10 protein-coding genes are annotated in these 15,449 nt (G+C 34.1%); 3 read left to right on the top strand and 7 right to left on the bottom strand.

Annotated features, from left to right (window positions below):
* Positions 1-339: 339 nt before the first annotated feature.
* The 4 genes from F6K18_RS03975 to F6K18_RS03990 form a co-directional block, all read right to left on the bottom strand.
* Positions 340-462 carry a hypothetical protein gene (locus tag F6K18_RS03975; RefSeq protein WP_287240188.1) on the bottom strand — a complete coding sequence of 41 codons (123 nt, stop codon included), beginning with the start codon at positions 460-462 and terminating at the stop codon, positions 340-342.
* A 27-nt stretch (positions 463-489) separates the two neighbouring features.
* On the bottom strand, positions 490-1,419 hold the full coding sequence (locus F6K18_RS03980) for an alpha/beta hydrolase (protein ID WP_353735008.1): 930 nt from the start codon (positions 1,417-1,419) through the stop codon (positions 490-492).
* A 1,523-nt stretch (positions 1,420-2,942) separates the two neighbouring features.
* A complete protein-coding gene (locus F6K18_RS03985) occupies positions 2,943-3,728 on the bottom strand; it encodes a hypothetical protein (RefSeq protein ID WP_287274172.1) in 786 nt (261 codons plus the stop codon).
* 1,136 nt (positions 3,729-4,864) lie between these two features.
* Positions 4,865-5,077, bottom strand: a complete 213-nt coding sequence (locus tag F6K18_RS03990) for a hypothetical protein (RefSeq protein ID WP_124142840.1) — start codon at positions 5,075-5,077, stop codon at positions 4,865-4,867.
* 642 nt (positions 5,078-5,719) lie between these two features.
* On the opposite strand from F6K18_RS03990, the gene F6K18_RS03995 reads away from it, so the two are divergent.
* From F6K18_RS03995 to F6K18_RS04005, 3 genes are all read left to right on the top strand, one after another.
* A complete protein-coding gene (locus tag F6K18_RS03995) occupies positions 5,720-6,733 on the top strand; it encodes a DNA cytosine methyltransferase (RefSeq protein ID WP_287518857.1) in 1,014 nt (337 codons plus the stop codon).
* Between the two features lie 120 nt (positions 6,734-6,853).
* Positions 6,854-7,714, top strand: a complete 861-nt coding sequence (locus tag F6K18_RS04000; protein ID WP_287518859.1) for a BsuBI/PstI family type II restriction endonuclease — start codon at positions 6,854-6,856, stop codon at positions 7,712-7,714.
* 54 nt (positions 7,715-7,768) lie between these two features.
* On the top strand, positions 7,769-7,954 hold the full coding sequence (locus F6K18_RS04005) for a hypothetical protein (RefSeq protein WP_287518861.1): 186 nt from the start codon (positions 7,769-7,771) through the stop codon (positions 7,952-7,954).
* A 1,742-nt stretch (positions 7,955-9,696) separates the two neighbouring features.
* On the opposite strand, the gene uvrA is transcribed toward F6K18_RS04005, so the two are convergent.
* From uvrA to F6K18_RS04020, 3 genes are all read right to left on the bottom strand, one after another.
* Positions 9,697-12,660, bottom strand: coding sequence for an excinuclease ABC subunit UvrA (uvrA, locus tag F6K18_RS04010; protein WP_287518862.1), 2,964 nt, complete (start codon positions 12,658-12,660; stop codon positions 9,697-9,699).
* 286 nt (positions 12,661-12,946) lie between these two features.
* A complete protein-coding gene (locus tag F6K18_RS04015; RefSeq protein ID WP_287518864.1) occupies positions 12,947-13,198 on the bottom strand; it encodes a hypothetical protein in 252 nt (83 codons plus the stop codon).
* Positions 13,199-13,593: 395 nt separating this feature from the next.
* Complete coding sequence (locus F6K18_RS04020; RefSeq protein WP_287518866.1) at positions 13,594-15,156, bottom strand: serine/threonine-protein kinase; 1,563 nt, start codon at positions 15,154-15,156, stop codon at positions 13,594-13,596.
* Positions 15,157-15,449 lie beyond the last annotated feature (293 nt).

Raw genomic sequence — 15,449 nt, forward strand, 5'->3', positions numbered from 1 at the left:
TATTAATTTAAACACTGTTCTTAAAGAGAAAGTCTTGTTGCGGAAAGCTAATAGCTGTTTGCGCAGCATTCCACAGGAAATGCTTACAGTTATAAAGAAAATATCTTAAGAATCAGGAAAGAGGAAATAGTGGTAAAGATTTCAGACTTTATTCTGTTTATTTTTGAGGGTTTTACAACTCTGACAATAATTACTACTTCCCAACTATATTGGAAAACTAAATCGTCATTTTTGCTTCTCCCCAAAACTAGCTAATTACCTGAAACTGCTTCCTATTTCCTCAAAAATTTTAATGTTCTATTCACATCATTTAAGGCGAACTATAAATTAGTAATAATACTAATTTTTTTTTCTTCCTTCTTCCTTCTTCCTTCTTCCTTCTTCCTTCTTCCTTCTTCCTTCTTCCTTCTTCCTTCTTCCTTCTTCCTTCTTCCTTCTTCCTTCTTCCTTCTTCAATGGCATAAAATCAATATTCTCTCTGCACTTATTTCAATTTAAATCATTATCATTACTCAAAAATTCTCGCATATATTGATTAACCAATTGAGGCTGTTCCTGTTGTACCGAGTGACCACAATTAGGAATATAGCGAATCTGAAAATTTTCCACATATTCTTCTGTGCCATAAGTTAATTCTTTTCCTAAAGCCGTATCCTCTTCACCCCAAAGCATTAAAGTAGGAATTCGCAATATTCCCCACTCTTGTTGATTGAAAAATCCAGAAAATATATTACGATAATAATTAATCATTGAAGTTAAAGCACCTCGTTTAGCCACAGCATCCTTGTAAGCTTCTATATCAGCATCAGTAACAGCAGATTTATTTACCATACTTTTAAAAATAGAACCAATAGCTTGATAATCATCAAATTCAAGCATTAATTCTGGCAAAAAAGGTAACTGGAAGAAAAACATATACCAACTTCTGAAAAGTTGCTCTGGAGTACCTAAACCCTCCCTAAATTTTGCCGGATGAGGAATATTCATTACGATTAATTTTTCTACCATTTCAGGATGTGCATAAGCAAAAGACCAAGCTATTACCCCTCCCCAATCATGTCCTACTAAAACACATTTTTCATAACCTAATTCTTTGATTACTCCTTCTATATCTTTAATAAATTCTGACATTACATAAGCAGATTTATCTTCTGGTTTATCACTTTCATTGTAGCCTCTTAAATCTAAGGCAACTGCTTTATAATCTTGAGCAAATTCAGGAATTTGATGTCGCCAAGAATACCAAAATTCAGGAAATCCATGTAACATTAACATCAAAGGGCCTGAACCTTGAGTCACATAATGGATTTTAATACTATTTGCTGTGATAAAATTGCTAGACCAAGGATTTTCTTTGGTTAACATTGATACCTCCTGAATAATTACAGTAAGTTTAAATAGTTGAACTTTACACTTCATTCTATCATTTTCTGATGATGCGATAAATTATATATCGATATAAATTCAACTATTTTACTACTAGAATATGTAGTAAAATCTTCCACATAATCATTGTTATTACTGTGGCGATCGCTGCTCAGACGATACTAAAATTTGCTATTAAGATTATTATTTAAAATATATTTATCACTACACTAAATCAAAACATCAAAATCAATGTACTTTGATATCCAGTCATAATCATTAACCAACCTACAGAACTAATTCCTGCATTTACTAACTACTCTAAAATCAGAACAATCATTTCCTCTTTTGCTTCTACAAACCCTGTACCAAAAATTTTAAAATTGGAGAAGCAAATACAACTATCAGAATAGTAAAAGTGAATGAAGGTCAGAATATCCAATGATCAAATGATCAACTGTAGCAATTAATTTTTTTTGTAGTGTTAACTAGCTCTGGGTTAAAAGCTTTTAGCTTTAGTTTAAATCTCCGGCCTATAAATGCCAAATAGTTTAAGAGTGGTTTAAATACTCTTTTAAATTGTATTTTTATCGGTTTCAGCTATTTATCACTCGCTGTTTACGGAGAATGACCTCAGGAAATGCTGACTGCTAAATTGCTGTTTGCAGAGCATGACCTCAGGAAATGCTTTTTCATAATAGGTACATCAATAATCAAGGATATTTAATCACGAAAATAATCATTTTTTCTGACCCTTAAATCCATTAAATAATAATAGTAGCATCTACCTATAGTAAAGCAATAAACTTATCCATAAAATTAACTACCAACTAACACGAAGTAACAATTATAAATAACTCCATTCTTCTCTAGTTTGATATTTCAGATATCAAGGGTATAGCAGTGGGAGGAAAGGGCACGGACATATCAAAAACTTAAAACTCAGACAACACCAGATTTATCCTTCTCTGGTAGATAACTAAACGCTTTCTTCCTTCTTCCTTCTTCCTTCTCCTATAAATTAGCTGCTGGTAATCCTAGCTGGGCAAAAATTCTTAATATTAAAATCTATTAAATAACATATTCATATAGAAAATAAAGAGTTGCTTATACCAATGTTATGTAAGGCTGAAAATAATTATGAAATTGATTAACTTGTCTGTCTTGATCTACAGTCAACTCTGATTAAAATTTTATTCTATATAACTTTATCTTAATTTCGTATTAGAACATAGACTAATAATCAACCTTAGACAGGAAAGTATTTTTCCCGCTTTTGTCTTCTGAAATTGCTATAAATAGATGCCAAATGAAGTAATATCCATCTAGAGAGCTAGAGAAATTTATAAAAAATGCTAGATTAGCACACTAAATGCTCTGACAGTGAAAGAAATATTTGCTCCTTTAGCTAAAAAAGTTAAAATTTTCTTGCTCTATTTATAGCAATTACCAAAAATAATACTACAAAAAAGAAATTGGAAATTTATGCCTCAAAGGACAATACTCAATTCTATTACTCACCTATTTCTATCATTGTTTACCTTTTTATTTTTTCTGATTTATTGAAATTTATTTTATTATTTTTGCTTTCTTTTCCTGTCAATATAAGGAGGTAAAAATTTAGTTTCCTCCTCCTCATAAATAGTATATTGCCAAGGAACATTAATATCGTGAGCTGTACTCTTCCCATTGTAAGAAGATCGACGTTGGGGTTGAGCTAATAAAATAATCATTCCGACTAAAATAATACCACCGCCAAGAAGTAAAATAGCTAAGACTATTCCTCCAATAAACCACAGTATACCTTTTTCTAAATAATTCGCAGAACTACCTGAAGCTCTTCTGCTATAATTATCTATCCCCTGTTGTAGACTCAAGCCAGAAATCAAACGTTCTTGCTCCTGGACTTGAATCAACAATCGGTCATTTTGTAGCCTCAGTTGATCTTGTTGCAGTCTCAGTTGTTGTGTCTCTGCCCATTGTTGCTCTAACTGAGTTTTCAACTGTCGCATATCAAGTAATTGCTGCTGTAGTTGAGTTTTCAGTTGCTCATAAGCTGAACGTTGTTGCTCTGATTGATTTTTAATTTGTTGTTCCAACTGATAGTCCTTAAAGTCAGGAACTGAAGGGACTGAAATTGGTGGGGGTGGTAATGGCTGGGGTGAGACAGCTACTAAAGGAGAAGGAGAAGGATATACTTTTGGAGAAGGAGAAAATGTGATTGAGGGAGAAGGGGATGCTTTTGGCGCTTCCGTCCGATAATCAGGAGACGACTTGCCAAATACAATCCAACCCATGAGCAAGAGGACAATTAATATCCCCGTCAGAATACATCCTCCTATAAACGCTGCAGTCTGATTCATTATTTAATTTTACTTGATGGTTAAACCAGGACTATTTGACAAATCATATAGAGTATCTATTCTCTAATGCCGATTAATATCATAACCAAGCTTATGCAACAAAAATCAAAAACATCACTACTGTATTTACGTCAAGTCAAAATTATCTCAGTTCTTCTGAGTTTCAAATGTTTAACCTTCTGTTAATAGTAGGATCTGTTGGGCATACTGCACTGGTTTCTAGAAAAAATTAATATAGAAATATACGGACTTTGAAATAAGATCCTACGACAATTAGTATTTTGATGCTACCTCCATCTAAAAACATTTGTCTTGGACTTCCAAGTTTTCTTCTAGGAAATAATCTGAAAAATATTTTTACCACAGAAAAGCAAATAGCAGCGTGGCAGGAGATTAGGAGAAAAAATCTTGGTAGAAAATCACCCCCCTTTTTTTTAGCAAAGCTGCCTTTCTTTTCTTGTCCTTTCCTTTCTTATTTCTGTATAGCACTAGGTTTTTTGGCGTTTGACAATAAATGTAGGTTGTAAGGGAACACCGGATCTGGGAATAGGGGTGGGACTCAGCGGGGTCCAACAGAGGCAACCACTCGGAACCCGGCGAGGTTTCCTCGTCATGGGAATGCCTACTAACAGAGGTAATGGGCACTCCTGTGAGGGAACAAAGGAATGTCAAGAGCGTATTTGCGTAGCGCTATACTATAGCGCTGTGCGCAGGCAACAGGCAACAGGCAACAGCTCCGGAAGGGGGAATAAATTGCTGATAATATAAGACTTTTAGCTATTTTGCCCCTCCTGCAATTTGTAAATATACCAGCGCTCATTGCTATACTTCACGGAAGTAAGAAATCAAAAATCAAAATTAAGGGTTATAAGGTAAGAAAAATCCATCAAAAACTCAAGGGGTGATAGAAATCATATCTGATTTCTACCATAAGATATGTTAAGCTTAAGAATCTTGTTATTCTTACTTATATTTTATTTATAGATACAGGGATTTAGTGCCTTATATATTTTTGGTAACATATTGACTCTTAAGATATTAATTAAGCGAATTAATTAACAATTTTCTTTTAATAATGGCCTCTGTTTTTCTTATTTATAAAGAACAAGTAAGTGAGAAGAAAAAATGAAAAGATGCTAGGAAATCTCAGGGTTATAGTAATCTTCAGATTTGACCTTTCCAACTTCATCTAGATCTTGATTTATACAACCTTGTCTTTGAGCATATTGACAAACACGAGCCCATAACTTTGCTTTAGTACCAGGTGGTCCAGAAGAAAATAACACCCGATCTCCACCTACTATTTTAACTAGACAGACTGGGCAAGTTTCTTGCTGATTTTCTGACATTGTTAATTATTTATTGTTTAATCATAAATTGACTTATAAGTATATAACGCTTTTTATTCAATTTGGCAAATCTCATATCTAGCAGATGTAATATTTTAGAAGGAAGGCAGATTAAGATTTTCTAGAAAAATCTCCAATTTCAAGTTATTTATTATTGGTATATAGCATTTACATTTTAAATATGAATATAGAATTAAATATTTGAGAGGAAATATTAATTGAAAATAGTATCAGGAAAAAACAGCATTTTTTCACTAAAAAAACAACAATCTATTATAATAAATTACCTGATAAATTATAGTTCAATCAAGAATTATTTAAGCGTTAAAATTGCTATTCCTAAACAATTAATGACTTTTATATTGGGATATTAACTGCTAACAATTAAAGGGGAAAACTAAGTAATAAATAGATTTAAATATATTTATTAAAAGTTCCAAAAATTCAAAAAAAAACTAATACTAAATTATGTTTATATCGGAGCTTTATTGCAATGATAAAGTAGGATGTAATAGACTTATAGAGAGTTAATTAGTACCTTTTTCTCAGCATATTTAGTATAAAAATCATAAAAATCAACCCTTTTTTCCTAATTTTACCTATGTATTCTACACAAGTCTTCTAATGATTTGCATAAGATTTATGAATTACATAGAAAAAATCAATCATTTACTTAAACCATCTGTTAATCGGACTAATTTAGTTATCGATTTATTTGCTGGATGCGGTGGTTTATCTCTCGGTTTTGAAGCCCATAAATTTCAAACTTATGGTTTTGAAATAGATGCCGATTGTTGTGCAACTTATAATAAAAATCTCAAAGGTAATTGCACTAAAATTACTCTTTCTTCTGAAACAGAATTACCTCCGGCAAATGTAATAATTGGCGGTCCTCCCTGTCAACCTTTTAGTGTTGGGGGAAAGCAAAAAGGTTTGCAAGATTCGCGAGATGGTTTTCCTATTTTTATTAATGCAGTGGCAAAATTAAAGCCGGAAATTTGGTTATTTGAAAATGTACGAGGTTTGCTTTATCGAAATAAATGGTATTTGGATGAAATTACTCAAGCACTACAATCTTTGGGTTATATTATTGAGGTTAAATTGTTAAATGCTGTTGATTTTGGTGTGCCTCAAAATCGTCAACGAGTAATATTTATTGGGCATAAAGGTGAGTTTAAATTTCCTCAAGTTTTAGACAAAAAAGTAACTGTTGGAGAAGCATTAGGAGCAATGGCATTCCACGGGCTTCCAGAGTCAAAATTTCTCACTCCAAATATGGATAAATATGTAGAAAAATATGAAAAAGCTTCTAGTTGTAAACAACCTCATGACTTGTATTTAGATAAACCTGCGAGAACTTTAACTTGTCGAAATATTTCAGCTCCTACTGGAGATATGCACCGAATAAAATTGTCTGATGGGAGAAGAAGACGTTTATTGTTAAGGGAGGCAGCAAGATTACAAAGTTTTCCTGACTGGTTTGAATTTGTAGGAAAAGAAACGAGTTGTTTTAATCAGATTGGAAATGCAGTTCCTCCTTTATTTGCTTTTCATTTGGCAGGAAGTATTAGGAGTTATTTAGAATCTGGGAAAAGATTCTCACCAGAGGAAATTTCACAAAAAATTATGCCTGTACAATTATCATTACCTTTTTAAGAGATAAAAATGCCTTAAATTCCCCAATATCTTACTAAGTCAGATAAGTCTAAACAATTTCAAAAGTTAATCAATGAAGCGTTATATATTATTAGTAAGTTTGGTGTACCTCTTGAGGGGATGACTCAAAGACGATTGGAAAGAATGGCAATGGCTTTTTTAGCTGTAGCCAACCTTAAGAACACTAATGAATGGGCAAAAATTGATAATTCTCATGCTTTAAGAACTAGGGAAATTATTAGGTACTGGAATAATTATTTTAATGAACAAATATCTGAAAGTTATGATGACGATATTCGCCGGAAAGATTTAAAATTAATTGTTCTTGCAGGAATTATTATTCCTAGTGCTGCTAATCCAAATTCAGCTAGAAATGATGGTACAAGGTCTTTTGCTTTAAATCCCGATATTGCCAATATAATTAAAAATTTTGGCTCAAATAATTGGGAAGAAGAAGTAGAGGTTTTTTTAGTAGATAGAGTCACTTTAGAGCAACAACTTTCTAGTCAACGAGAAATAAGTTTAATTCCTGTTAATTTTCCTTCTGGTAAAGTCTTAAAATTTAGCCCTGGCAGACATAATGAATTACAGAAAGCAATTATTGAAAGTTTTTTACCTAGATATGGTTATGGTGCAGAAATTTTATATGTCGGCGATACAGCTAAGAAGTTTTTACATTTAGAAAAAAACAAACTGAAAGAACTAAACTTTTTTGAATTATCTGATGGAGAATTACCCGACATAGTAGCTTATTCAGAACATAAAAATTGGCTTTATTTGATAGAAGCTGTTTATAGTTCGGGCGTAATTTCCAATGTACGTTTATTAGAACTGAAAAAGCTCACAGAAAAATGCAAGGCTGACATAATTTTTATCACGGCTTTTCTAGACCATAATTCTTTTCGCAAATTTGCTGCTTATATTGCTTGGGAAACAGAAGTTTGGATAGCTGAATGCACCAGACCATATAATTCATTTTGATGGTGAAAAATTTTTAGGTCCTTATTCTCAAATAACTAATACTTGAAAAAAATTATGACTGAAATTAACTGGCAATTATTCTGGATATTAATGATTTTGCATTGTGTTATTGGTACTGCTGCTGCTTTTGTGGCAAAAAGCAAAGGTAGGAATTTTAATCTTTGGTTCGGTTGGGGTTTATTGGGGGGTACTATTGCTTTGGTAACTGCATTTTTGATGCCAGATAAAAATTTAGATTGAAAAGGAAATTAATGACTGGATACTTAAAGTAAATTTATCTAGGATGAGTTTGAGATGAAAGTTGGTAGATATTGCTCTTGGCTTACAGATAAAAATTTGTCTGCTTCTGAATAATTTTAATTTTTTTGGAGATGTAATGAGTGGGAGAAGTTACAAAGCAATTTGCTGAAGTGATTATGATATTTAGCCAAGAAATTTAGTTGAATAAAAAATCATGTACATAGGCGAACAACCCCTTACAGTTTTTAGCATATCACAATTTTTGTGGAGATGCAACCGAAAATCCTTTGAGGCGCGATTTTTTAGAGCTTAAGAGAATGAAAATATTTGTGGTTTTCCACTGAGGAGGTAGGGATGGAAAGATTTGATGAGGGAAAAACAAGCATATATCTTTACTAGAGCTTCACAGAATAACAATTTCAAAAAATATCTACTTACCCCTAGATAGACCAGATATTCTGGAAAAATTCTCTGACAAATTTGCAACTACCTATATATGGAGGTGAAATTTTCACCTGTGAGAAATACTGGTAAAAAGTCGAAGGGAGACAAGAGGCGATCGCTCCACTTCAACAAATATTGACTTACTTCTAGATAGACCAGATATCTGGAAAGTCTCTGATAAATTTGCAACTATCTATATATGGAAGTGAAATTTTCATTTGTGAGGAAAACTGACAAAAATTTCAGAAGTGCTAAAACAAAGATATATTCTAAATTTCAGAACATATCTGGTTGCCGTGAGTAGGGCAAATATTCTGGAAAAATCTCTGATCAACTTTCACCTACCTATATATATATGGAAGTAAAATTTTCATCTGTGAGGAAAAATGGCAAAAAGTTGAAGGGAGACAAGAGGCGATCGCTCAACTTCAAAAAATATCTAGTTATCTCTAGGTAGACCAGATAGTCTAGAAAAGTCTCTAAAAAATTTGCGACTATCTATAATATTAGGAGAGAAAATTCCATCTCTGAGGAAAAATAGTAAAAAGTGTAGGGGAGACAAGAGGCGGTCGCTCAACTTCAAAAAATATCTACTTACTTCTAGAAGTAAGTAGATATCTGGGAAATATCTCTGATAAATTTTCCACTACCTATATATGGAAGTGAAATTTTCATCTGTGAGGAAAACTGGCAAAAAGTTGAAGGGAGGTAAGAGACACTTGCTCAACTTCAGAAAATATCTACTTCCCTGTAGCTAAACCAGATATCTGATAAAAGTCTCTGAAAAATTTTCAAGTATCTATATATTGAAGGCAGACAAGAAGTAGTTGTTCCATTTCAAAAAATATCCGTTTCCCTGTAGCTAAAGCAAATATTCTGGAAAAGTCTGTGACAAATTTTCGACTATCTATATATAGGAGTGAAATTTTCATCTGTGAAGAAAACTGTCAAAAAGTCGAATGGAAGTAAGAGGCAATTGCTCAACTTCAAAAAATATCTACTTCCCTGCAGAAAAAGCAGATGTTCTGGAAAAGTCTGTGACAAATTTTCGACTACCTACCTATATATAGTAGTCGGAAAAATTTTCCCTTACTTTTTTCGCCCTTGTCTACTCAAAATTCCCACATTTTCAGCTTCAGGAAGTAAAAAGCTTGCTCTTTTAGACCACACACAAAGGCTAAAGCCTCTATATGTAAATGCTTTTATATTTAATCAACAAGCCCTAAATATAATCGCAGAAATAAAACTGACATAAATGTGAAAATTACTGACTGAAAAAATTCATACTTCAGTAAATCTCAATTTTCCTCCACTTTAGGCGGATACTTTTCCAACACTTCTAGCAAATATTTCCCAGTATAAGATTCTGAATTCTCTGCCACATCTTCCGGCGTTCCACAAACAATTATTTCTCCTCCTTTATCTCCACCTTCCGGACCTAAATCTATTACCCAGTCAGCACAACGAATCACATCTAAGTTATGCTCAATCACTACAATTGAATTTCCTTTATCTACTAATCTTTGCAAAACATTCAATAACTGATGAACATCATAAAAAGATAAACCAGTTGTTGGTTCATCTATTAAATAAATAGTTTTTCCCGTTGCTCGTCGAGACAATTCGGAAGCTAATTTTACTCTTTGTGTTTCTCCACCGGAAAGTGTCGGTGCGGATTCACCTAATTTGATATAACCTAAGCCTACATCTACTAAAGTTTGTAATCTATTTGCTGCTCTGGGAATATTTTTAAATACTTCCAAACTTTCCTCCACAGTCATATCTAAAACATCAGCAATTGACTTATCTTTATATCTCACCTGTAAAGTTTCCCTGCTATATCTTGCACCTTTGCAAACTTCACATTGCACATAAACATCTGGCAAAAAATTCATTTCTATTACATTTACACCTTGTCCGCTACAAGCTTCACATCTGCCGCCTTTGACATTAAAAGAAAATTGCCCTGGTTTATAACCTCTGGCTTTTGCTTCTATGGTTTCGGCAAAAATTCCTCGAATTACATCAAATACTCCCGTATAAGTTGCCGGATTGGAACGGGGAGTTCTACCAATAGGTGATTGGTCGATAACAATTGCCTTATCTATTGCTTTTAATCCCTTGATTTTTTCTAGCCGTTTGGGAAAAGGAACTTTTCGACTCAGATGATTTTGCAAAGCTGGATAAAGTAATTCATTAATTAAAGTAGATTTTCCCGAACCAGAAACTCCAGTAATACAGACAAGTTTTCCCAAAGGAATTTCTACATCTATATTTTTGAGATTGTTTCTATGACAATTTTTCAACAGTAAAGACTTTCCATTTCCCTCTCTTCTTTCTGCTGGAGTAGCAATAACTTTTTTACCAGATAAATAAGCACCAGTTACCGACTCTTCAGTTGCTAATAATGTCTGAAAATTTCCCTGAGAAACTATCCGCCCTCCATGCACTCCTGCCCCCGGACCTATATCAATAATATGGTCGGCTGTTCTAATAGTTTCTTCGTCATGTTCCACAACTATTAAAGTATTTCCTAAATCTCGAAGTTTGATTAAAGTTTGCAAAAGACGACTATTATCTCTTTGATGTAAACCAATACTTGGTTCGTCTAAAACGTAGAGAACTCCTGTTAAACCAGAACCAATTTGTGTTGCTAATCTAATTCTTTGAGCTTCTCCCCCAGAAAGTGTCATTGTTGCTCGGTCTAATGTTAGATAATCTAAGCCAACATCCAACAGAAATTGTAATCTTGCCCGAATTTCTCTCAATACTAATTCTGCTATTTTTGCTTGTCGCTCACTCAGTTGTAAATTATTGATTTTATCCAAACATTCCCGAATTGAAACTTCTGTAAAATCTGTAATTCTGTATTGCCCGACTTCTACCGAAAGTGCTTCTGGTTTTAATCTTTTACCTTGGCAAGTTTCGCAGGTTTGGTTAACTAAATATTGTTCTAATTTTTGTTTGACTAAATCCGAACCAGTTTCCTTATATTGCTTTTCCAATATCGGGATAACTCCAGGGTAGTAACGATAATCTCCTTCTCCATTTTTCCTTTCTATCCAGATAGGTTCGTCGCTACCTTCAAGTACCAACTTTTGCTCTTTCTTGCTCAATTTATTCCAGGGAGTTTCTATCTCAAAGTCATAAGCTTCAGCCAAACTATAGAGCAGAGAAAAATAATAGGGATTTTCCTTATTCGACCAAGGAGCGATCGCTGAATATAAGGGTGCATTGGGGTCGGGTACAATTAACTCCGGGGAAAATTGCTTCAGACTACCTAAGCCGTGACAAGTTGGACAAGCACCGTAGGGAGAGTTGAAGGAAAATAGGCGAGGTGAGAGTTCTTCCATCACCGCTCCATGTTCCGGACAGGCAAAATTTTCCGAAAATACTATTTGAGTATGAGATTTTTTTATTTCTGTATCTAGTTCCTGACTGGAATTCTGCAAATTATTAGCAGATTTAGAATTAGCTGAAGTTGCTATTTTTGCCGAGGTTAGGTTATACTTATTAAAACTCTGCACTGCACCTACCTCTGTTGATGTATCATTTACTACGTCAATAAAAGCAATTCCAGTAGATTGACGTAGACAAGTACTGAGAGAATCCGCTAAACGTTCCTCTATTCCTGGCTTTTTAATCAGTCTGTCAATGACAACTTCTATCGTATGTGTATGATTTTTATCTAAATTGATGTTTTCATCAATTTCTACAACCTCTCCATCAACCCTCAAACGAACAAATCCTTGAGCGGCTAAACTAGACAAAAGTTTCTTATGAGTACCCTTTTTGCCTCGAACCACGGGAGCTAAGATATGAAATTTGGTGCGGTCTGGCAGAGCCATAATTCTGTCACACATTTCATCTATGGTTTGGGGGGCAATATTATGGTGGCAGATGGGACAATGAGGTTCTCCCGCTCGGCCAAATAGTAATCTGAGATAGTCATAAATTTCCGTGACAGTGCCGACGGTGGAGCGAGGATTATGAGATGTAGATTTTTGGTCGATGGAAATGGCAGGGCTTAATCCTTCGATGGAGTCTACGTCTGGTTTGTCGAGTTGTCCGAGAAATTGTCGGGCATAGGCACTGAGGGATTCGACGTAGCGACGTTGCCCTTCGGCGAAAATTGTGTCGAAGGCTAGGGAGGATTTGCCAGAGCCAGAGACTCCTGTGAAGATAATTAGGCGATCGCGTGGTAGTTCGAGGTCGATGTTTTTGAGGTTATGTTGTCTGGCACCTCGGATGCGGATGGTCATTTCAGTTATCAGTTATCAGTTATCAGTTATCAATTATCGGTTATCAGCAAAATTTGTAGTGTCATGACACATCTAAATCAGTTATCAATTATCGGAAAATTATTCTTGTCAAAGGATTTTCAAGAATCTTCCCCAGGAGCAATGCCAGAATATTTTCATTCTGTGAAGCACCTATAAAGATACGCTTGTTGTTCTCAAAATTTTTACACCCATTCCTTCCCAGTGAAAAATTACCAATATTTTCATTCTGTGAAGCTCCGAGAAAAAATCGCGCGTCAAAGGATTTTCAGGAATCTTCCCCAGGAGTAATGGCAGATTTTTTTTCATTCTGTGAAGCACCTATAAAGATACGCTTGTTGTTCTCAAAATCTTTCCATCCATTCCTCCTCAGTGGAAAATCACCAATATTTTCATCTTGTGAAGCTCCGGAAAAATTAGCCCTGTCAAAGGATTTCCAAGAATCTTCCCCAGAAGCAATGCCAGAATATTTTTCAACCCATAAATAGATGCTTGTTGTTCTCAAAATCTTTCCATCCATCTCTGCTCAGTGAAAAATCACCAACATTTTCATCTTGTGAAGCTCCGGAAAAATTAGCCCTGTCAAAGGATTTCCAAGAATCTTCTTCATTCTGCGGAGCACCTATAAAGATACGCTTGTTGTTCTCAAAATCTTTTCATCCATTCCTCCCCAGTGAAAAATTACCAACATTTTCATTCTGTTAAGCTCCTAAAAAATTCGCGCGTCAAAGGATTTTTGGTTGCATCCTGATAAAAATTTTGATATGATAAAAACCGTTGGGGGTTGTTCGCCCCTACGCATGACTTTTTATTCAACTAATTTTTCTGGCTCAGATATGAATCTCCACTGCTTAAAGATTTCCCAACCCTAAAGGAAATCTCACTTGAGTTAATCAGTTATTTAACTCATAAACACTAAAGTTTCTGTTTAAAATTATCCAAGAGTTTTTTACGGTTATTAATAGCTTTTTGATTGTTAGGGTCAATTTTAATTGCTTTATCAAAAGAATCAAGCGCTTCATCATAACGTTTTAATCCTCGTAGTGAATTCCCTCGGTTATTCCAAGGCCAGACACTATTGGGAGCAATTTCTATAGCCTTGTCACAAGAATTTAACGCCTCTTGATATTTTTGTAAATTATTAAATGCCCAGCAACGACCAGTCCAAGCATAGTGATAGTCTGGTTTAATTTCCAAAGATTTGTTATACGATTCTAATGCTTCCTCTGTTCTCATCAAACTATTCAAAGCACTACCTCGAACATTCCAAGCCCAATAAGCATTGGGATTAATTTCTAAAACTTTATCGCAAGCTTGAAGAGATTCTTGGTAAAGAGCGAATCGTCGCAATACTCTACAGCGACCATACCATGCTGCGGCATAATTAGGGTTTAATTCTATTGCTTGATCGTATGCTAGTAAAGCTTCATCATATTTACCACTATTAAATAATTTATCACCTTGTTTTTCCAGTTCTACAGCTTGAGAAAGAGGGTTAGAAATTGATTGTTCACTGTCTTGTTTGTTGACTTTTGTCAATAGGGCAGCAGTTTTTTGTTGTCTGGAAAAATCTTGAAAAACTTTAATATTAATCCCAGCTACAATCATCAACAGAGTAGTTAGAGCTAAAGACTTAACTTTATCTATCTCTATAAAATTATTAGTTTTTGTAGGCACAATTGGGTTTAATTTTTTTAAGGCAATACTAGCATTAGGATAACGTCGTTTAACATTTGGTTCTACAAGTTTTTCCAACCAATAAACAAAACTTTGATTGATTTTTTTAGGTACTAAATGCTTAAATTTAAAACGATAGTCTTCACCAATTAAGTTACTAATTTCTCCACTTTTAGTACCAGTCAATAAACAGATTAATGTAGCTCCTAAACTATATAAATCTGATGCCTCTGTGAGTGGCAGATTAAACATTTCTTCTGGTGGAATAAATCCTGGTGTACCTGCTGCTATACTACTCAATGCTTGTTTTCCCCTAGGTCGAATTCTGGCTAAACCAAAATCAATTAGATAAACATTCAAATTTTTATTAATCAAAATATTTTCTGGTTTAATATCCCTATGAATAATCGGCGGACTATACTTTTGCAAATCTACTAATATTTCTAAGATTGAGACAGCAATTTGTTTTATTTCTTCTGGTGTAAAAGTATATTTTTGTGCGAGGGATGGTGCATTTATATATTTAGTTACTAAACAAAAACCTGATGGTGTTTCAATAGTCTTAAGATATGGAGGAATCCGAGGATGGTTGAGTTGTCGTAGCACTTCAATTTCTCTTTGATATGCTTTAAAACCAGACCAATTTGCATCTGCACTAGCAAAACGGAATTCTTTAATAATTACTTGTCTATTTGATTCAATTTTAGTAGCTAGGTAAGTTACTCTTCCACCCTGGATATTATTACCTAATACTTTGATAATTTGATAGCCATATTTGGTAAAGTCTGGATATTTTTTCATCTTTTTTAGCTTTATTTTTTCAAGATTTTTCACAAGCGATCGCTCTTTTCAAGAATTTATAATTTATAATTTATAATTTATAATTTAGAATTTAGAATTACCTCTTCTTATAAATTAAGAGGATTGGAACAAAGGATTTTTTTCTTCTCTTGGTCGATTGGATATGGCGAGGGGACCCGTTCTTATCAGAACCGCTCCGCTAACGCCATCCCTCGACCACTTTTTTCTCCATGAATGGAGAGGCTTTATACCTGATTTTTTTCGGTAAAGTCAAGCATTTTTAATTGGAAAAA

The organism is Okeania sp. SIO2C2, assembly GCF_010692625.1.
GTDB classification, from domain to species: Bacteria; Cyanobacteriota; Cyanobacteriia; order Cyanobacteriales; family Microcoleaceae; genus Okeania; species Okeania hirsuta.

Coding starts and splice junctions, on each gene's coding strand:
- F6K18_RS03975 (WP_287240188.1), bottom strand. CDS start 462: ATGCCATTGAAGAAGGAAGAAGGAAGAAGGAAGAAGGAAGAAGGAAGA.
- F6K18_RS03980 (WP_353735008.1), bottom strand. CDS start 1,419: ATGAAGTGTAAAGTTCAACTATTTAAACTTACTGTAATTATTCAGGAG.
- F6K18_RS03985 (WP_287274172.1), bottom strand. CDS start 3,728: ATGAATCAGACTGCAGCGTTTATAGGAGGATGTATTCTGACGGGGATA.
- F6K18_RS03990 (WP_124142840.1), bottom strand. CDS start 5,077: ATGTCAGAAAATCAGCAAGAAACTTGCCCAGTCTGTCTAGTTAAAATA.
- F6K18_RS03995 (WP_287518857.1), top strand. CDS start 5,720: ATGAATTACATAGAAAAAATCAATCATTTACTTAAACCATCTGTTAAT.
- F6K18_RS04000 (WP_287518859.1), top strand. CDS start 6,854: ATGACTCAAAGACGATTGGAAAGAATGGCAATGGCTTTTTTAGCTGTA.
- F6K18_RS04005 (WP_287518861.1), top strand. CDS start 7,769: ATGACTGAAATTAACTGGCAATTATTCTGGATATTAATGATTTTGCAT.
- uvrA (WP_287518862.1), bottom strand. CDS start 12,660: ATGACCATCCGCATCCGAGGTGCCAGACAACATAACCTCAAAAACATC.
- F6K18_RS04015 (WP_287518864.1), bottom strand. CDS start 13,198: ATGGATGGAAAGATTTTGAGAACAACAAGCATCTATTTATGGGTTGAA.
- F6K18_RS04020 (WP_287518866.1), bottom strand. CDS start 15,156: ATGAAAAAATATCCAGACTTTACCAAATATGGCTATCAAATTATCAAA.